Annotated in this window: 15 protein-coding genes; 6 read left to right on the top strand and 9 right to left on the bottom strand. The window is 71.6% G+C overall.

The window, feature by feature from the left end; translation table 11 throughout:
• Window positions 1-4: 4 nt before the first annotated feature.
• Window positions 5-184 (bottom strand): hypothetical protein, encoded by a 180-nt coding sequence (locus BH708_RS05080; RefSeq protein WP_076807119.1) that lies wholly within the window; start codon window positions 182-184, stop codon window positions 5-7.
• A gap of 105 nt (window positions 185-289) precedes the next feature.
• On the bottom strand, window positions 290-1,570 hold the full coding sequence (locus BH708_RS05085; RefSeq protein WP_076807121.1) for a glutamate-5-semialdehyde dehydrogenase: 1,281 nt from the start codon (window positions 1,568-1,570) through the stop codon (window positions 290-292).
• Between the two features lie 86 nt (window positions 1,571-1,656).
• Between BH708_RS05085 and BH708_RS05090 the strand changes: the two genes are divergently transcribed.
• On the top strand, window positions 1,657-2,301 hold the full coding sequence (locus BH708_RS05090; protein WP_076807123.1) for a DedA family protein: 645 nt from the start codon (window positions 1,657-1,659) through the stop codon (window positions 2,299-2,301).
• A 39-nt stretch (window positions 2,302-2,340) separates the two neighbouring features.
• Here the strand turns inward: BH708_RS05090 and proB are convergent, their stop codons facing one another.
• From proB to BH708_RS05115, 5 genes are all read right to left on the bottom strand, one after another.
• A complete protein-coding gene (proB, locus tag BH708_RS05095) occupies window positions 2,341-3,504 on the bottom strand; it encodes a glutamate 5-kinase (protein ID WP_083713301.1) in 1,164 nt (387 codons plus the stop codon).
• Window positions 3,501-5,039 (bottom strand): GTPase ObgE, encoded by a 1,539-nt coding sequence (gene obgE, locus BH708_RS05100; RefSeq protein WP_076807124.1) that lies wholly within the window; start codon window positions 5,037-5,039, stop codon window positions 3,501-3,503. Before obgE ends, proB begins: the two co-directional genes overlap by 4 nt.
• 96 nt (window positions 5,040-5,135) lie before the next feature.
• Window positions 5,136-5,390, bottom strand: coding sequence for a 50S ribosomal protein L27 (rpmA, locus tag BH708_RS05105; RefSeq protein WP_076807126.1), 255 nt, complete (start codon window positions 5,388-5,390; stop codon window positions 5,136-5,138).
• Window positions 5,391-5,426: 36 nt separating this feature from the next.
• The gene (gene rplU, locus BH708_RS05110; protein ID WP_172805741.1) at window positions 5,427-5,735 is read right to left on the bottom strand and encodes a 50S ribosomal protein L21; all 309 of its coding nucleotides are present in this window, start codon (window positions 5,733-5,735) and stop codon (window positions 5,427-5,429) included.
• Between the two features lie 256 nt (window positions 5,736-5,991).
• Entirely contained in the window at window positions 5,992-8,916 is a 2,925-nt protein-coding gene (locus BH708_RS05115) for an Rne/Rng family ribonuclease (RefSeq protein WP_076807130.1), read from the bottom strand.
• 373 nt (window positions 8,917-9,289) lie between these two features.
• Here BH708_RS05115 and BH708_RS05120 point away from each other — a divergent pair, with 373 nt between their 5' ends.
• The 5 genes from BH708_RS05120 to BH708_RS05140 are packed head-to-tail and all read left to right on the top strand — an operon-like array spanning window position 9,290 to window position 16,544.
• Window positions 9,290-10,846 carry a cytochrome ubiquinol oxidase subunit I gene (locus BH708_RS05120; RefSeq protein WP_076807131.1) on the top strand — a complete coding sequence of 519 codons (1,557 nt, stop codon included), beginning with the start codon at window positions 9,290-9,292 and terminating at the stop codon, window positions 10,844-10,846.
• 19 nt (window positions 10,847-10,865) lie between these two features.
• Window positions 10,866-11,948: a cytochrome d ubiquinol oxidase subunit II gene (cydB, locus tag BH708_RS05125; protein WP_076810828.1), complete on the top strand. Its 1,083-nt coding sequence runs from the start codon at window positions 10,866-10,868 to the stop codon at window positions 11,946-11,948.
• The gene (cydD, locus tag BH708_RS05130; protein ID WP_157235762.1) at window positions 11,945-13,663 is read left to right on the top strand and encodes a thiol reductant ABC exporter subunit CydD; all 1,719 of its coding nucleotides are present in this window, start codon (window positions 11,945-11,947) and stop codon (window positions 13,661-13,663) included. Before cydB ends, cydD begins: the two co-directional genes overlap by 4 nt.
• A complete protein-coding gene (gene cydC / locus BH708_RS05135; RefSeq protein WP_076807133.1) occupies window positions 13,660-15,402 on the top strand; it encodes a thiol reductant ABC exporter subunit CydC in 1,743 nt (580 codons plus the stop codon). Before cydD ends, cydC begins: the two co-directional genes overlap by 4 nt.
• Window positions 15,402-16,544 (top strand): sensor histidine kinase, encoded by a 1,143-nt coding sequence (locus BH708_RS05140; protein WP_076807135.1) that lies wholly within the window; start codon window positions 15,402-15,404, stop codon window positions 16,542-16,544. Before cydC ends, BH708_RS05140 begins: the two co-directional genes overlap by 1 nt.
• 29 nt (window positions 16,545-16,573) lie before the next feature.
• On the opposite strand, the gene BH708_RS05145 is transcribed toward BH708_RS05140, so the two are convergent.
• Together BH708_RS05145 and BH708_RS05150 are read right to left on the bottom strand one after the other, a co-directional pair.
• On the bottom strand, window positions 16,574-17,173 hold the full coding sequence (locus tag BH708_RS05145) for a response regulator transcription factor (RefSeq protein WP_076810830.1): 600 nt from the start codon (window positions 17,171-17,173) through the stop codon (window positions 16,574-16,576).
• Between the two features lie 244 nt (window positions 17,174-17,417).
• Complete coding sequence (locus BH708_RS05150; protein ID WP_076807137.1) at window positions 17,418-18,695, bottom strand: glutaminase; 1,278 nt, start codon at window positions 18,693-18,695, stop codon at window positions 17,418-17,420.
• Window positions 18,696-18,706: the final 11 nt, after the last annotated feature.

The raw sequence follows: 18,706 nt of genomic DNA on the forward strand, positions 1-18,706 counted from the left end.
CCGATCAGTCGTCGCCGTGCTTGTCGGACTTCCCCTGCTTGCGCTGGTGCGTCCCCCCGGTGAGGTAGGTGAAGCCGAGCAGGATCATCAGGATGATGAAGATGCCGATGCCGACCATGGGCGGGGTGACGCCGCCGGTGGCGTGTTCGCCGGTCTCGGCGAGGATCATGAGCTGGTCGATCATGTTCGTGGGGGCCTTTCCTCGAGTGACCGTCCCATCATCCCACAGCAGGGGCCGAGGTCACGGACCCCCGGCCGTGATGGGGAGCGCAGTCACGGACGGACGCAGTCACGGACGGACATGGCCCTGGCCCACCACCAACCACTTGGCGGAGGTCAGCTCCGTCAGTCCCATGGGTCCGCGGGCATGGAGCTTCTGGGTGGAGATGCCGATCTCCGCGCCGAAGCCGAACTCCCCGCCGTCGGAGAAGCGCGTGGAGGCGTTGGCCATGACCACGGCGGAGTCGACCTCGGCCAGGAACCGCTGCTGGGAGAGCAGGTCCCGGGTGAGGATGGATTCGGTGTGCCCGCTGGAGTGGGCGCGGATGTGCTCCAGCGCCGCATCGAGATCGTCGACGACCGCCACCGCCAGCTCGAGGGCGAGGTACTCCGCGTCCCAGTCCTCGGCGGTGGCCGCGATCACCTCGGCGGGGGTCCCGGCCCCCTCGAGGATCTCCTGCGCGGCCGCATCGGTGTGCAGGCGCACCCCGGCCCCGGTTAGGCGGGCGGCGATCCGGGGCAGGGCCCGGTCGGCGATCTCGCGGTGGACCAGCAGGGTCTCCAGGGCGTTGCAGACCCCCACTCGTTGGGTCTTGGAGTTCACGACGATCCCCTCGGCCTGTTCGAGGTCCGCGCTCGCATCGATCAGGACGTGCGTGGTCCCGGTGCCGGTCTCGATCACCGGGACCAGGGAGTTCTCGACGATGCGGCGGATGAGGCCGGCGCCGCCGCGCGGGATCAGCACGTCGACCGCCCCGCGGGCTCGCATCAGGGCGTCCACGCCCTCGCGCCCGTGCTCGTCGATGCCGACGATCAGGTCCTCGGGCAGCCCCTGATCCGCGAGCACCGAGCGCAGCACCGCGATGAGCGCGGTGTTGGAGTGCAGGGCCGCGGAGCCGCCGCGCAGCACCACCGCATTGCCGGATTTCACGGCGAGCCCTGCGGCGTCGACCGTCACGTTCGGACGAGCCTCGTAGACCATGCCGATCACGCCGAGCGGGACGCGGACCTGACGCAGCTCCAGGCCGTTGGACAGCACCGAGCCGCGGATCACCTCGCCGACCGGGTCGGGCAGGGCGGCGGCGTCGCGCAGCTGCTGGGCGATCGCCGCGACCCGCTCGGGATCCAGGACGAGGCGGTCGCGCAGGCCCGGCTCGATGCCCGCGGCATCGGCGGCCTCGAGATCCCGGACGTTGGCGTCGACGATCTCGCCGGCCCGTTCGACCAGGGCCTCGGCCATCGCCAGCAGCAGGTCGTCCTTGGCCTCGCGGTGCAGGCGGGCGAGCACCGGCTGCGCGTCCTTCGCGGCGCGGGTGGCGGCGAGCACGGCGGCGGACACGGATGAGTTCATGGCGCCGAGTCTACGAGGAGCACGTCCAGCCGGCCCGGGGCGTCCGCCCAGCAGTCGCCCGGGTTGACTGCGTACTGTGAGCGCCCATGGAATCCGTGCTGCACCTGGTCGAGGTGGTCATGTCATCGCCGTGGCTGTACGTGCTCCTGTTCGCGGTGGTCGCCGGGGCCTCCGTGCTGCCGATCTTCCCGGGCGAGACGGTGGTGATCACCGCGGGCGCGTATGCCGTCGTGCAGGACGCGCCCAGCGCGTGGATCCTGGTGCCGGTGACGATCCTCGCCGCCGTCGCCGGGGATCTCTCGGCGCATCACCTCGGCCGCGGAGCGGGGCCGATCGCCCGGAGGATCCGCCGCAGTCGCGCGGGCGACCGCCTCCTCACCTGGGCGGAGAACGGCCTGCACACCCGGGGCGGGGCGATCATCGTCACTGCCCGCTTCATCCCCGGTGGCCGCACGGCCACCTCACTCACCTCGGGCATGATCCGCTATCCCCGACCGCGGTTCCTCGGCTTCGCCCTGCTGGCCGCGACCGCGTGGGCGCTGTACAACATCGGCATCGGCATGGCCGGAGGTTACCTCTTCCGGGAGCAGCCGCTGCTGGGCGTTCTCCTCGGGGTGGGTCTCGCCCTGGTGATCAGCACGGCGATCGAGAAGGTGCGCATCGCCCGGGAGCGTCGTGGCGCCTCGCGCTCCGAGCCCTCCGCGGAGCGCGAGCTGCTCGGGTCCCGCTGAGCGCTCAGAGCACGACCACTCCGCTCAGAGCACGACCGCTCAGAGCACGACCAGCTGGTCACGGTGCACGGCGGGACGGCGGAACCGCTCCCCCAGCACCTCGCGCAGCTCGTGCGTGCCGCGGCCCGCCATGGCCCGCAGCTCGTCGCTGCTGAAGGAGGTCAGACCGCGGGCGATCACCGCGCCGTCCGGCCGGGCGATGTCCACCGGGACCCCGTCGGGGAAGGTGCCCGCCACGGCGGTGATGCCGACGGCGAGCAGCGAGCGGCGACGGGTGGCCACGGCCTCGGCCGCCCCTTCGTCCAGGGTGAGGGTGCCGGCGCCGCGGGTGGCGAAGCGCAGCCACACCAGACGGGAGCGGCGGCGGCCCTCCTGTCCGGGGAAGAAGGTGCCGACGTCCTCGCCCGCCGCCGCGGCGGCGAACTGCCCGGCCGAGGTCAGCAGGGCGGCGGTGCCGGTGGTCGAGGCGAGCTGGGCGGCCGAGAGCTTGGTGACCATGCCGCCGGTGCCCACCTTCGAGCCGACCGAGCCGATGCTCACCCCGGTCAGGCGCGCCGGGTCCTCGACCAGGCCGATCCGCTCGGCGCCCGGCTCCGTGGGCGGTGCCGTGTACAGCGCGTCGACGTCGGTCAGCAGGAACAGCGCATCGGCGCCGAGCAGCTGGGCGACCAGGGCCGCCAGACGATCGTTGTCGCCGAAGCGGATCTCGTGGGTCGCGGTGGTGTCGTTCTCGTTGACCACCGGGATCGCCGCGAGATCCAGCAGCGACTCCAGGGCGCTGCGCACGTTGCGGTAGGTCTGGGGGCGGATGACGTCGGACTCGGTCAGCAGCACCTGACCGGTGCGGCGCCCGTGGTCGCCGAAGGCGCTCGACCATGCCGTCGCCAGCAGCGCCTGGCCGACGCTCGCGGCCGCCTGCTGCAGTGGCACGGAGGTGGGCCGCTCGGGCAGGCCCAGTGGGCCCAGCGCCGCAGCGATCGCCCCCGAGGAGACGATGACGACCTCGGAGCCGCCGGCGGCGAGCGAAGCCGCGGTCGCCGCGATGTCGGCGACCCGGGACTGGTCCAGTCGACCCCGGTCGTCGGTCAGGCTCGAGGAGCCGATCTTCACCACGACCCGCGCGGCCCCGGCGAGGGAGCCGCGGGCGGCGATGCGGGAGGGCTGGCGGGGACCCGCACCGCCCGTGCTGCCGGAGCCGCTCACGATCCGCGGGTCTCGTCGTCCCGGGAGGGATCCGACCAATGGCCGGCGCGGCGTTCCGCCTCCATCGCGGCGACTCGGTTCATGCGGGCCGCGGTGCGCTGCCGCTGCAGCTCGCGCTTCTCGTCGCGGGTGGGGCGGTGGTGGTCCTCCATCCGCCGATCGGTGCCTCGGATGCCCAGCAGTTCGGCGCCGCCGACCATCGTCGGCTCCCAGTCGAAGACGACCGCGTCGTCGCCCGGCCCGATCAGCACGGTCGAGCCCGCGACGGCACCGGCCTTCAGCAGCTGGTCCTCCACCCCCAGCTTCGCCAGGCGGTCCGCGAGGAAGCCGACCGCTTCGTCATTGGCGAAGTCGGTCTGGCGCACCCAGCGCTCGGGCTTGTCACCCTGGACTCGGTAGGCCGTGGCCCCGTCGAACTGCTCGGTGACGACGCGGAACTGCTCCGCGTCGACCGCGGCCGGGGTCAGCACGATGGGCGCGACCTCGGGCTCGGGCAGCTCGGTGCGCGCCGTATCGACCAGCTCGCCGAGGACGAAGGAGAGGTCGCGCAGCCCCTTGTGGGAGATCGCGGAGACCTCCAGCACCGGCACCTCGCGCTCTGCGAGGCGCTCGCGGACCATCTCGGCCATGTCGGTGCCGTCGGGCAGATCGGTCTTGTTCAGCACGATCACGGTGGGCCGCTCCATCAGCGGCACCCTCGCCCCGGCCTCCTCGTCCAGGCTGCCGGCATAGGTGGCCAGCTCCTGCTCGATCGTCTCCAGATCGGTCAACGGGTCGCGGGAGGACTCCAGGGACGCGGCATCCAGGACATGGACCAGGACGTGGCAGCGCTCGATGTGGCGCAGGAAGTCCAGGCCCAGACCCTTGCCCTGGCTGGCGCCGGGGATCAGGCCCGGCACATCGGCGACCGTGTAGCGGAACTGACCCGCCTCGACCACACCGAGATTCGGCACCAGCGTGGTGAAGGGATAGTCGGCGATCTTGGGCCGGGCGGCGCTCATCGCGGCGATCAGGGACGACTTGCCGGCGCTGGGGTAACCCACCAGGGCGACGTCCGCCACGGACTTCAGCTCCAGGACGAGAGTGCGCTCCTGGCCGGGCTCGCCGAGCAGGGCGAAACCGGGGGCCTTGCGCTTGGTGGTGGCCAGTGCCGCGTTGCCGAGACCGCCGGTGCCGCCGCGGGCTGCCACGTATCGGGTGCCGATGCCGATCAGGTCGGCCAGCACGGTGCCGTCCTCGTCCGTGACCACGGTGCCGTCGGGCACGCGCAGGACCAGGTCCTCGCCGCGGGCCCCATGGCGCAGGTCGCCCTTGCCGAAACCGCCGCTGGTGGCCCGTTGGTGGGGCCGGTGGTGGTAGGTCAGCAAGGTGGTCGTCGAGGCGTCGACCTCGAGGATCACGTCCCCGCCGCGGCCGCCGTCGGCCCCGTCGGGCCCGGCGAGCGGCTTGAACTTCTCGCGCCGGATGGAGGCGGCGCCGTGGCCGCCCGATCCACCGGCGACCTGCAGCTCGACGCGGTCGACGAACGTGGCCATGGGGTCCTCCACACAGTAGGGATATGCGTCGAGGGGCGGAGCGTTCGGCTCCGCCCCTCGAAGGCAGCTGGTGCCCCGGGTGCCCGGGGCGAGTGCTCAGACCGTCTCGACGACGCTGACCACGCGGCGATCGCGCTTGCGGCCGAACTCGACCGTGCCCGCGGTGAGCGCGAACAGGGTGTCGTCGTTGCCGCGGCCCACGCCGTCGCCCGGGTGGACCTTGGTGCCGCGCTGGCGGATGAGGATCTCGCCCGCGCCGACGACCTGGCCGCCGAAGCGCTTGACGCCGAGACGCTGGGCGTTCGAGTCACGCCCGTTCTTGGAGGAGCTGACGCCCTTCTTTGATGCCATCTGGAATCAATCCTTCTCTGTGTTCGAAGGGATCGCTCAGGCGATGCCCGTGATCTTCAGTCGGGTGAGCTCCTGGCGGTGGCCCTGGCGCTTCTTGTACCCGGTCTTGTTCTTGTAGCGGAGGATCCGGATCTTGTCGCCGCGGAGGTCCTCGACCTTCTCGGCGGAGACCTTCACCTTGGCCAGCTCGGCCTGGGCCGAGGTGATCTTGTCGCCGTCAACCAGCAGCACGGGAGCGAGATCGACGCTGTCGCCCGCCTCGCCTGCCACGCGGTTGATCACGATGGTGTCACCGACCGACACCTTCTCCTGACGACCGCCTGCGCGGACGATTGCGTACACCACGTCACTGCTCCATCTTGTGAATCGGATCTGCCCTTGAGTCATGCGCCCTCAGCGGTGGGACCGCGGACCTGCGACCGTCAACCTGTCCTGCGCGCCCCCGTGGGGGCGCAGGCGGGAGATGCGGTCGCGCGATCCTCACCGGGACACGACGCCGACGCGTTCTGCGCCGAGGGACAGCTTACGGTCCGCGGAACCCCGGGTCAACCAGCAGAAGCGGTCCGACCTGCGAGAACGCCGTCACATGCTGTGGAACGCATCACGCCGGGTTCGAGGAGTCCGATTCCTCGGCGGGGGTGTGGCTGCCGGAGGCCGCCGCGATGGACGCGATCGTCGCGCGGGCCTGGGCCCGGCTGGTCTCGTCGTCCTCGAGGCGGTGGACGTCCTGGGCGGGGTCCTCGGTCGAGCTCTCCTCGGAGTCCGAGCCCTCCTTGGCGGAGCCGTTGCTCCCACCCCCGCCGCCCCGCGAGCGGCGATTGCGGCGCTTGGAGGACGAGGACTTCGAGGAGTCGTCGCCGCCCTGGCCGCCGTTGCCGCCTGCGCTCGTGTGGTCCCCGTCGATGTCGACGTGGTGACCGCGCCCGTTGCAGTGCTCGCAGGTGGTGGAGAAGGTCTCCAGCAGACCCTGGCCGACGCGCTTGCGGGTCATCTGCACCAGTCCCAGCGACGTCACCTCGGCGACCTGGTGCTTGGTGCGGTCCCGGCCCAGGCACTCGACCAGGCGACGCAGCACCAGGTCCCGGTTGGCCTCGAGCACCATGTCGATGAAGTCGATGACGATGATGCCACCGATGTCGCGCAGCCGCAGCTGGCGCACGATCTCCTCGGCCGCCTCCAGGTTGTTCTTGGTGACGGTCTCCTCGAGAGAGCCGCCGGAGCCGGTGAACTTGCCCGTGTTCACGTCGACCACGGTCATGGCCTCGGTGCGGTCGATCACCAGCGAGCCGCCCGAGGGCAGGTAGACCTTGCGGTCCATCGCCTTCAGCAGCTGCTCGTCGATGCGGTGCTTGGCGAACGCGTCCTTCTCGCCCACGTGGGCTGTGACGCGCTCGAGCAGGTCAGGGGCGACGTCGGCGACGTAGGAGTGGACCTCGTCGTAGACCTTGCCGCCCTCGACGATCAGGGAGGTGAAGTCCTCGTTGAAGACGTCGCGCACCACCTTGATCGCGATGTCCGGCTCCTGGGAGAGGGCCACCGGCGCGGACCTCGCCTTCTGCGCCTTCTGGATCTTCTCCCACTGGCCGCGCAGGCGCTCGACGTCATGGGTCAGCTCCGCCTCGCTCGCCCCCTCGGCGGCGGTACGCACGATGACGCCCGCGTCCTCAGGGATGAGCTGGCGCATGAGTTTCTTCAGACGCGAGCGCTCGGTGTCCGGCAGCTTGCGGGAGATGCCGGTCATGGAGCCGCCGGGCACGAACACGACGTACCGGCCCGGCAGGGAGATCTGGCTGGTGAGGCGGGCGCCCTTGTGGCCGATCGGGTCCTTGGTGACCTGGACCAGCACCGGGTCCCCGCTCTTGAGGGCGAGCTCGATGCGGCGGGGCTGGCCGTCGAGGCCGACGGCGTCCCAGTTGACCTCGCCGGCGTACAGCACGGCGTTGCGCCCCTTGCCGATGTCGATGAAGGCGGCCTCCATCGACGGCAGCACGTTCTGGACCTTGCCCAGGTAGACATTGCCGACCATCGAGGTCTGCGACTTCTGGGCGACGTAGTGCTCGACCAGCACGTCGTCCTCGAGGACGCCGATCTGGGTGCGTCCGGGGCGCTCGCGCACCACCATCGAACGCTTGACGGACTCGCGGCGAGCGAGGAACTCCGACTCGGTGATCACATTGCGCTTGCGGCCGTTGTCGCGCCCCTCGCGTCGACGCTGGCGCTTGGCCTCGAGCCGGGTCGAGCCCTTGACGGCCTTGACCTCGTCGCGCGCCTCACGCACCTTGACCACCGTGTTCGGCGGATCATCCGTCGAGGAGGAGGAATTGTCGCCGCCTCCCCCGGAGCGGCGGCGGCGGCGACGACGACGGGAGCTGGACGAGCCCGAGGAGCCGCCCGCGGAGTCCTCGCCGTCGGAGTCCTCTCCGTCCTCGCCGTCGGGGCGCGCATCGTGCGAGCCCCTGCGGCCCTCGCGGGCATCGGACTCGGAGCCCGAACCGTCCTCGGAGTCCGACTCGTCGTCGTCCCCGCGGCCGCGGCCACGGCGGCCGCGGCCTCCGCGGCGCCGGCGACGACGGGAGCTGCCCGAGCCCCCGGAGGGACGGTCCGAGTCGTCCTCGTCGTCCTGATCGGAGGAGTTCTCATCGTCCAGCTCGGAGGCGCTCTCGTCCGAGCGGTCCTGGTCGTCCTGGTCGCGCTGCCCGGTGCGGCGCGACCCGCGGCGGCGCGAGCGCGACCGGGAGGGGGAGGACTCCTCGGAGTCCCCGGAGCTGCCGGAGCCCTCGGAGGACGTCTCGTCCTCCGCATCCTCCCCGGCTTCGAAGGAGAGCTCGGCCGAGCCGACCGGGGCGTCGTGTGCCCCGACGGTGGTCCGGGGCGCGGGCGTGGGCGCCTGGAACAGGAGCGAGGCGAAATCCATCTGGACCTGCTCGCGACGGCGGCTGCGGTCCTCGTCGGCCTCGCCGTCGGTCCCGCTCGCACCACGAGCGGAGGCGAGGGCGCGCAGATCATCGACGACAGGGTTGCCGTCGGCGTCCTCCCCCGACTCCTCGATGGGCGCCGGCTCCTCGGCGCCGATCTGCTCTTCGGCGGGGGTCTGCTCTTCGGCGGGGGTCTGCTCTTCGGCGGGGGTCTCCTCTTCGGCGGATCCCTGGTCCTCGGCGGCGGTCGGCTCCTCGGCGGGGGTCTGCTCGGCGGTCTGCTCGGCCGGGGCGTCCTCGGTGACGTCCTCCTCGCCGGTCACGGTGTCCTGGGGCGACGGCTCGGCAGCGGCAGCGGGCGCTCCCGCAGGAGCGCCGGCGCGGCGCCGGGCCCGCGTGGGCGCGGGGGCCGGGGCGGACTCGGGGGCGGTCTCTCCCTGCGGGGCGACGACGGTGCGCGGGGCCGCGGGCGCGGTGTCCTCGCTCGGCTGCGGCGGCGGGGCCGCGACCGGGGCCCCGGCCGGTGCGCCGGCGCGTCGCCGACGTCGCACGGGCGGGGTGGGGCTCTGCTCCGAGGAGTCGTTCTCGGGAAGATGGGTGCTGTCAGCCATAGGGCCGTCTCCTTCCGGGAAACCAGCGCACCCTGGTCCCGCATGTCATCGTCCCTGGGGACGGAAGTCTGAGGCCCTCACCGTCGCGCAGCTCCCTGGTCGGAAGCGCTGCGATGTCGATCGCGGGAGCACAGCGGTCGCGGACACGCGTTGCCGGTGCTCCCGACGCGGCGACACCGGGAGGTTCCCCCACCCGGTACGGGGCAGGAGAGTGCCTCCGTCAGTATGGCACAGCACTCTCCTGCGACCGCGGAGGCCTCGGATCCCGGACTCCTCTCGACCCGTGCAGGCACGGGGAGGACCATGGTCCCCGGGGCTCGCCGATGAGACCGCCTACGTTGTATCGCGGCGTGTCATACCCCCAGGAGGATCCATGGAAGCCCTGGACATCGCACGGTGGCAGTTCGGCATCACCACCGTGTACCACTTCATCTTCGTGCCGCTGACCATCGGACTGTCCCTGCTGGTGGCGGTCATGCAGACCACCGCCGTGTTCTCGAAGGACCCCGGGCGCAAGGACGCCTGGACGCGGATGACGAAGTTCTTCGGCTCGATGCTGATCGTGAACTTCGGCATCGGCATCGCCACCGGCATCGTCCAGGAGTTCCAGTTCGGCATGAACTGGTCCGAGTACGCCCGCTACATCGGCGACGTGTTCGGCGCGCCGCTCGCGCTGGAGGGACTGGCCGCCTTCTTCCTCGAGTCCGTGTTCCTGGGCCTGTGGATCTTCGGCTGGGGCAAGCTGCCCGAGAAGATCCACCTGCTGACCATCTGGGCCGTGGCCGTCGGCACCACCGCCTCGGCGTACTTCATCGTCGCCGCCAACTCCTTCATGCAGCATCCCGTCGGCGCGAGCCTGAATCCCGAGACCGGACGCGCCGAGCTCGACCCGTCCGAAGGGTCCCTGTTCGCGGTGCTCACCAACGTCACCACGCTGGCCGCGTTCCCCCACGTCGTCTCCGGCGCCTGGCTGGTCGCGGCCGCCTTCGTCACCGGCATCGCCTCCTGGCACATGGTGCGCCATCACCGGAAGGCCCGGGAGTCCGGCCTGGGGACCACCGAGGGCACCGACCACCATCACGCGGCGAAGGACCTGTTCCGGCCCGTCGTGCGCTTCGGCGTGGTCGCGATGTTCGTCTCCGCCGTGGTGCTGGTGATCTCCGGGGACTTCCAGGCGCAGATCATGTTCAAGCAGCAGCCGATGAAGATGGCCTCTGCCGAGGCGCTGTGCGAGACCGAGACAGGCGCTTCCTTCTCGATCCTCACGGTCGGCGGCCCGGACGCCTTCGCGACCGAATGCGACGAGGTCACCCACCTCATCGAGGTCCCCTACGTCACCTCCTTCCTGGCCACCCACACCTTCGATGCGGAGCTGCAGGGCGTCAACGACCTCAACGCCCAGTACAAGGAGCAGTTCGGCGAGACCGTCACCGACATCCACGGCAACGAGGTCGCCGCGGACTACCGCCCCAATCTGTTCGTCACCTATTGGTCGTTCCGGTTGATGATGGGCCTGGCGGCCTTCAGCGGGATCCTCGCCCTCTGGGCGCTGTGGGTGACCCGCGGCAAGGGCGAGAACGCGCGGACCACGGGATCGAAGCTCTTCCAGTGGTTCGCCGTCCTGTCGATCCCGATGCCGTTCTTCGCGAACTCCGCCGGTTGGGTGTTCACCGAGATGGGCCGCCAGCCCTGGGTGGTCCACCCCAACCCCGACGACCCGACCGTCCGGCTGATGACGATGCAGGGCGTCTCCAGCCACCCGGCCTGGATGGTCGCGACCTCCCTGTCGGCCTTCACCCTCGTCTACGGCGTGCTCGCCGTGGTCTGGTTCCTCATGATGCGCAGAGCCGCCCTGAAGGGCGTGCCCCTGCCGCAGCGGGACCCGGAGACCGAGGAGCTCGACACCCCGACGCTCTCGTTCGACTACTGAGAAGGGACGGATGCAGCTCATGGACTCGCTGATCGACCCCACGGCCCTGCAGACCCTGTGGTTCGGCCTCGTCGCCTTCTTCTTCCTCGGCTACTTCGTGCTGGAGGGATTCGACTTCGGGGTGCAGATGAACGTGGCCGCCTCCTGGCGGCGCGGTCCCGGAACCCGCGGCACGATCCTGAAGACCGTCGGGCCCGTCTGGGACGGCAACGAGGTCTTCCTCATCACCGGCGGCGCCCTCCTGTTCGCCGCTTTCCCCGAGTGGTACGCGACGCTGTTCTCCGGCTTCTACCTCGCGCTCCTGCTGCTGCTGCTGGTGCTGATCGTGCGGGTGTGCGCCTTCAAGTGGCGCGACAAGGTCGACGACCCCCGCTGGACGAGCACCTGGGACATCGTCCACGTGCTCGCCGGCTTCGTCCCCGCCCTGCTGTGGGGGGTGGCGATGGCGAACATCGTCGCCGGCGTCGAGATCGACGAGAACCACTGGGTGACCACCTCACTGCTGGGCCTGCTGACCCCCTTCGCGCTGCTCGGCGGGGTGACGTTCGTCCTGCTGTTCTGGCTGCACGGGAGTCTCTACCTCGCGCTGAAGGTCACCGGGGCGCTGCGGGAGGTCGCCAACCGTCGCGCCGGGATCCTGGTGTGGCCGACGATCGCGGCCGCCGCCGCCTTCCTCGTGTGGAACCAGCTGGCGCACGCGCACGCGAGCTGGACCTGGGTGCCGCTGCTGCTCGCGGCCGTCTCCCTGGTGGCGGTCGTCCCGCTGAATCGCCGCCGTCGGGAGGGTCTCGCCTTCGCCGCGACCGCCACCGCGATCATCGGAGCGGTCGTCGCCCTGTTCGGCGGGCTGTATCCCTTCGTGCTGCCCTCGACCGGTGACCCCGCGAACTCGCTCACCGTCGCGAACGCCTCCTCCAGCGAGCACACCCTGACCGTGATGCTCGTGGCCACCGCCATCCTGCTCCCGCTCGTGCTGGCCTACACCGTGTGGACCTACCGGGTGTTCCGCCACCGCATCACCGACGAGCAGGGCCCCGCCCCCGGCTCCCAGCTGCTGGCGAGGGCGAAGCAGGGCTACCGCGAGGCGTTCGACCAGGAGTGAGCACCCGTCGCGCTCCGCTCGACCCCCGCCTGGTGCGGGAGGTCCGCTCCGCCCGCCACCACGTGCTGCGCACCGTGCTGCTGGGGCTGGTCCAGACCGCGTGCGTGATCGTCACGGCGCTGGTGATCGCCCGGATCGGGGCGCAGCTGCTCACCCACCGCGAGCTGCCGCAGGATGCTCCAGGCCTGTTGGCCGTGCTGCTCGGAGCGCTCGCGCTGCGCGCCGTGGCCGTCCTGGTCGAGCAGCGCACCGCCCATCGGGCGGCGACCGAGGCGATCGGGGAGCTGCGGGGCCGCATCGTCGCGCATGCGGCGGCTCTGGGACCGCGCGGAGGTGCCGGCCGGGGAGCCGACCTCACGGCGCTGGCCACCACCGGCGTCGAACAGCTGCGGCCCTACCTGGTCGGCTACGTCCCCCAGCTCATGCTGTCGGTCACCGTCACCCCGCTGTGCCTGGTGACGATCGGGGTCCTCGACCCGCTCAGCGCGCTCATCGCCGCGATCACCCTGCCGCTGGTGCCGCTGTTCATGGTGCTGGTCGGCAAGCTCACCGTGGGCCGCTCCGAGAAGCTGCTGACGGACATGCGCTCGCTGTGGACCCAGCTGCTGGATCTGGTCGACGGGCTGCCGACGCTACGGGCGCTGGGCCGGGAGCAGGGCCCGGAGAAGATGGTGCACGCCCTCGGCGACCGCCACCGCGCCTCCGCGATGGGCTCGCTGAAGTTCGCCTTCCTCTCCTCCATGGTGCTCGAACTGCTGGCCATGCTGTGCGTCGCCCTGATCGCCGTGAGCATCGGCATGCGCCTGGTGTACGGCGATATGGACCTCGCCCCCGCCCTCGCGGTCCTCGTCCTCGCCCCGGAGGTCTACCTGCCGCTGCGCAACGTCGGATCCCAGTACCACGCCTCCACCGACGGGCTGGCCGCCGTCAGCGCCTCCTTCGCGGTGCTGGACGAACAGCCGATGGCCGACGGGACGGTCCCCGCCCCGGACCTGCGCACCTCGACCCTCGCCCTGCGCGGAGTCTCCGTGCGCTCCCGCGACGGCCACGCGCCCGCCGGAGCCGAGCTGACCGTCCGCCCCGGGCGCGTGCTGGCGCTGACCGGCCACTCGGGAGCGGGCAAGACCACCGCGGCCCACGTGCTGCTGGGCCTGCTGGAGCCCGACGAGGGACGCGCCGAGGTGATCGACGCCGAGGGCACGGCCACCGACGTGCGGGCGCTGCGGCGGCGCGAGCTGTGGGACCAGGTGGCGCTGCTCCCCCAACGACCGGTGCTGCCGGCGGGTTCGCTGCGCGAGGTCCTCGCCGCCGCACGGCCCGGGGCGGGCCACGACGAGCTCACGGCCGTCGCGGCGGCGACCGGCCTGGACGCGGTGGTCGCCGAGCGCGGCTGGGAGGCACAGCTGGGGCGGGCCGGCAGCGGGCTGTCCCTCGGCCAGCGCCAGCGCCTCGCTCTCGCCCGGGCGCTGCTCTCCCCCGCCCCGCTGGTGGTGCTCGACGAGCCGACGGCGCACCTGGACGGCGCCGCCGAGCAGGTGGTGCTCGACCTGATCGGGGACCTGCGCGCGCAGGGACGCACCGTGCTGGTGATCGCCCACCGCTCACCCCTGGTGGAGGTCGCCGACGACGTCGCCGCCGTGGGGATGACCACGGTGGGGTCGACCACCGTGGGGAGCACCGCGGTGAGGCCGACCGATGCGGAGGTGCCCCGATGAGAGTTCCCGCCACCCCGCTGCGCCGCGCCGAACGCGCCCTGGAGATCCCCCGAGCCCGCCTGCTGGCCGCCGTGCTCGCCTCCTGCGCGACCCTCGCGGCCGCCTTCGCTCTCGCCGCGGTCTCCGCCTACCTGGTCACGAGGGCCTGGACCATGCCGCCGGTGCTGGACCTGACGGTCGCCGTGGTGATGGTCCGGGCACTGGGCATCGCCCGCGGCGTGTTCCGTTGGCTGGACCGCATGCTGATCCATGACGTCGCTCTGCGCGGAGTGGTCTCCCTGCGCACGAACCTCTTCACAGCCCTGGCCGCTCGCACCGACGATGCCCTGACCCGGCTGCGCCGCGGTGATCTGCTCTCCCGCCTCGGCGACGACGCCCAGGAACTCGGCGATCACATCATCACGGCACGGGTGCCGGCACTGGTCGCTGCGGTCATGGGCGTGGTCGTCGTGGCCACCATCGCCCCCATGTCCCTGCTGGCGGCCATGACCATGCTGGTGGCGCTGGTGGTCGCGAGCCTGCTGGCCCCGCTCGCCGCCTATCGCGCCGCTCGGATCACCGAACGGGCCGTGGTCACCACCCGCTCGGCCGTGGGCTCCTCGGCGCTGGAGATCCTCGACGACGCCACCGCGCTGCGAGTCGACGGGCGGCTCGAGCAGTCGCTGGCGGAGCTGGATTCGGGCCAGCAGGCGCACGATGCGGCATTGGACCGGGCCGCGCTGCCGGCCGCCGTGGCCTCGGCGGCGGTGCCGGTGGCGATGGTCCTGGCCGTCGCCGGTTCGCTGCTGGCCGCGGGGGCCGCCTGGACCGACGGCGGTGCCTCGGCCGGCCAGATCGGGGTGCTCCTGCTGCTGCCGCTGTCCTCCTTCGAGGCGGCCACGACCCTGCCCGCCGCGGCCTCCCAGCACGCTCGCTCCCGCGCCGCCGCCCAGCGCCTGGCCGAGATCGTCGGACCCGCCGGGCCGCGGCCGGCCCATTCCCGGTCGGAACCGGACGCAGACATGTCCCCGCACGACCGACACGGCGCCTCGCATCGGGCCTCAGGCCACATGTCTGCCCGGGCGGAACCGGCGACCCCGACGCTGCGGGCCACCGGGCTCAGCGCCGGATGGAACGAGGATGCGGCGCGGGTGGCGGGCCTCGACCTGGAGCTCCCGCCGGGCTCGCGCCTGGCCGTGGTGGGGCCCTCCGGCAGCGGGAAGTCGACCCTGCTGGCCACGCTGGCAGGGCTGCTCGATCCGCTGGCCGGCCGCGTCGAGCTCACCGACGGAGCTCCCCTGCGCTCGGCGGTGACGATGTTCGCCGAGGACGCGCACGTCTTCGCCACGACGCTGCGGGAGAACCTCAAGGTGGTCCGCGGCGACCTCACGGACGAGACCGCCCGGGACGCGCTGGAGGCCGTCGGCCTCGCGGACTGGGTCGCGATCCTCCCCCGCGGTCTGGACACCCTGCTGGGACCGGACGGCACCACGGTCTCCGGGGGAGAACGACGCCGGCTGCTGCTGGCCCGGGCGGTGATCCGCCGCGGTCCTGTCCTGCTGCTGGACGAGCCGACCGAGCATCTCGACACGGCCCGCGGGGACGACCTGCTGCGGGCCCTGCTCGACGCGGCCGATGAGACCCTCGTGCCCGCCGCCAGCACCGTCGTGGTGGTCACCCACCGTCCCGAGGCGATCCCGGCGGGCGTCCCGGTGCTCCGCATCGGCGAGAATGCGAGCACCCGCCTCGAGGAGAGCTGATGAGCACGACCATCCCGCCGCCCCGGCCCGACCGCCCCCGGGTCCAGGATCTCGTCGGCGCCGTGCTCGCCGGCGGCGACACCGAGGACCTGCTGGACCTGCTGGTCCGCTCCGCCCGCACGGACCTCGACGCCCGCACCGCGGCCCTCGCCCTGCCCTTGGGCGTCGGCACGTGGACGCACGAGATCGTCGACGGCCCCGATGCCCCGGCCCTGCTCGGGGAGCCCGTCGCATCGGACTCCCCCGCCGGGCGCGCCCTCGAGGACGCCGACGCCGCGGCGCTCGAGGAGATCGGCAGCCTCGCGATCGACGGCCAGGAGCACCCTGCACTGCTGGCTCTGATCGACGCCGCCGAGCACGGCGTGGGGGTCCTGGTCGTGCTGCGCAGCGCCGCCGACGTCACCTCGACCCCGTTCACCCCGGCCGACCGCGAACGGCTCGACGTCCTGGCCGGTCTCCTCGCCCTCACCCTGCGCGCCCCGACCCTGGGCGTCTCCGGGGACCTGGACGACGAACGCGGGCGGATCGCCCGCGACCTGCACGACCTCGCCATCCAGGAGCTGTTCGCCGTAGGGATGGAGCTGGAGGGTCTCACCGATGCCCTGGCCTCCCCCGGGGAGCCGCCCTCGAACACGCGGATCCGGTCCTCCGTCGCCGCCTCCGTGCAGGGAGTGGAGAACGCGGTCGCGCAGATCCGCCAGATCGTGCAGTCGCTGCGCCGTCAGCGACCCGAGGCGACCCTGACCGAGCAGCTGCGCCACGAGGTGGGGCTGGCCACCGCCGGGCTGGGGTTCGTCCCGGCGCTCCGGCTGCCCCCGCATCCGGCGGAGATGGACGCCGAGCTGCCCTCCGAGATCGCTGAGGACGTGGTCGCGGTGGTGCGGGAGGGCTTGGCCAACGCCGCACGGCACGCCCACGCCAGCGCCGTCGCGGTCTCGGTGAGCGTGTTCAGCGAGGGGGTGGACCGCGTGGTGCAGGTCAACGTCTCCGACAACGGGCGCGGGATCGACCCCACGGTCCAGCGGCGCAGCGGGCTGGCGAACATGTCCAGCCGCGCCCGGCGTCATTCGGGATGGGTCGACGCGATCACCCTCGAGCCGGGCACGATGATCTCCTGGCGCGTCACCCTGCCGCCGGCGTGATCAGCACCGGGCGACAGGGCCCGGGATGCTCAGGAGGGATCCTGCTTCCACCCGACGCGCCGGCGGGCGGCCACCATCGCGGCGACCTGGGTGCGACGCTGCATGCCCAAGGTCTGCAGGATCACTGTGACCCGGTTCTTGACGGTCTTCTCGGCGATTCCGAGCTCGTCGGCGATCTCGCGGTTGGAGTGCCCGTCGCCGATCAGGTCGACGATGCGCTGGTCGGACTCGGACAGCTCCGGGCCGTCGGCGACATGGTCGGCGGGCCACACGTCCCGCCCCTCGTGCACCGCACGGATGGCCGCAGCGATCTCCAGGGACCGCGCGGACTTCAGCATCAGCCCGGCGGCGCCGGCCGAGCGCGACTCCCGCAGCGCGGCGTCGTCGTCGAAGCTGGTCAGCACGAGCATCCGCTGTTCGGGGTCGGCGCTGCGAGCGGCCTTCATCACGTCGACACCGGTCCCGTCGGGCAGCTGCAGGTCGACCACCAGCACGTCGGGGCGGATCGCGGGCAGACGCCGCGTCGCCTCGGCGACGGAGGACGCCTCCCCCACGACGCTCAACCCGTCCTGGGCGTCGATGACCGTGACGATGCCGCGACGGACCACCTCGTGGTCATCGACCAGCATCACGCGGACCTGCTCGGGCGAAGCTGTCACGGGACGTCCTTCCGCGTCGGGGCCGCCCTCAGCATATCCGTCGCCTCCTGTCCGCGCCGGGACGGCGGGCGCTGGCGCCGCGGGACGACGTGGACCCCGCTGCTCGGGGACCGTCAGCAGTGACCCGAGGAGCCAGGGAGCGCAGCGTGGTCGATCTCTGCGCCATCGCGTCGGCATCGTCCAGCCCGCCGACGCCACCGGTGTGCGCAGCGGATCACGGGGCGGGATCCCGTATCGGTTTCGCATCGGCTCGTTCGGCGTCGAAGGGGAAGGTGCCGTCTCCCATGTCGGGGTCCGGCAGCTTCTGCTCGGAATCGATCAGTCCGATCCTCGCTCCGTCGGTCCTGAGCCGGCGCATACCTTCGAGCACCATGCGGCGGCCGACATCGGTGAAGCTGTCGACCCGGCTGATGTCGAAGACGACGGCTGGGGTCGCCGGGGTCGATTCGTCGAGGTGGTGCAGAACGATCTCGGCACCGCTGAAATCGATGGTTCCCTGGAGGTGGATGACCGTGGTCGCTCCCGTGACCTGGGTTCCGCGCAGCACCATCGACCTGAACGGATCGGTCTCCATGAGATGCAGGCCCATGTCGGTGGAGAGCCGACGGAAGAGTTTGACTCCGCGCACGCTGTTGCCGTGTTCGTCGAGCCGGGGAGAGAACGATCCGATTCCGACCTGACCGGGCAGCGCACCGAGCAGCCCACCGGCCACGCCGCTCTTCGCCGGGATGCCGACCTCCGTGAACCATGAACCAGCAGCGTCGTACATACCGGCTGCGGCCATGACCGACAACGTCTGGCGGGCTGCATCACGTTCGATGACCCTCTCACCGCTCACCGGCTGAATCCCACCCGCGGCCAGGGTCGCCGTCATCATCGCGACATCCCGGACGGTGACGTTGATCGAGCATTGCGCGGTATAGCCTGCGACCACCTCATGCGGTTCGTCCTCGATGATCCCGTAGTTCGCGAGCATGTGGGCGATCGCGAGATTACGTTCGGCGGTGGCCATCTCGGATTCGAAGACCTCCTCGTCGATCGACAATTGCCGGTCGGCCAACGTGGAGAAGAAACCCAGCACGCGGTCCACCCGCTGCTGTCTCGATGCGTTCGCCCCGATGAGGAGGTGGTGGACGGTGATCGCCCCGGCGTTGATCATCGGATTCTTCGGGCGGAAGGTCCCGGTCTCGAGCGATAGTTCATTGAAGGCTTCTCCCGAGGGCTCGACGCCGACCTTCCCCGCGACCAGTTCCTCGCCGCGGTCAGTCAGGGCGGCGGCGTAGGCGAAGGGCTTCGACATCGACTGGATGGAGAACTCGACATCGCTGTCACCGGCGGCGTAGGTCCGTCCCTCGACGGTCGTCAGGGCGATGGCGAGTCGATCCGGGTCCGCGGACTCGAGAACCGGGATGTAGTCGGCGACCGCGCCCTCGCCGTCGTCCCGCGATGACTCGAGGATCTCGGTGAGGTAGTCGGGAACGGGCGTGCGCATGGAACGACCTC

The organism is Brachybacterium sp. P6-10-X1 (genome assembly GCF_001969445.1).
In the GTDB taxonomy this organism is placed as follows: domain Bacteria; phylum Actinomycetota; class Actinomycetes; order Actinomycetales; family Dermabacteraceae; genus Brachybacterium.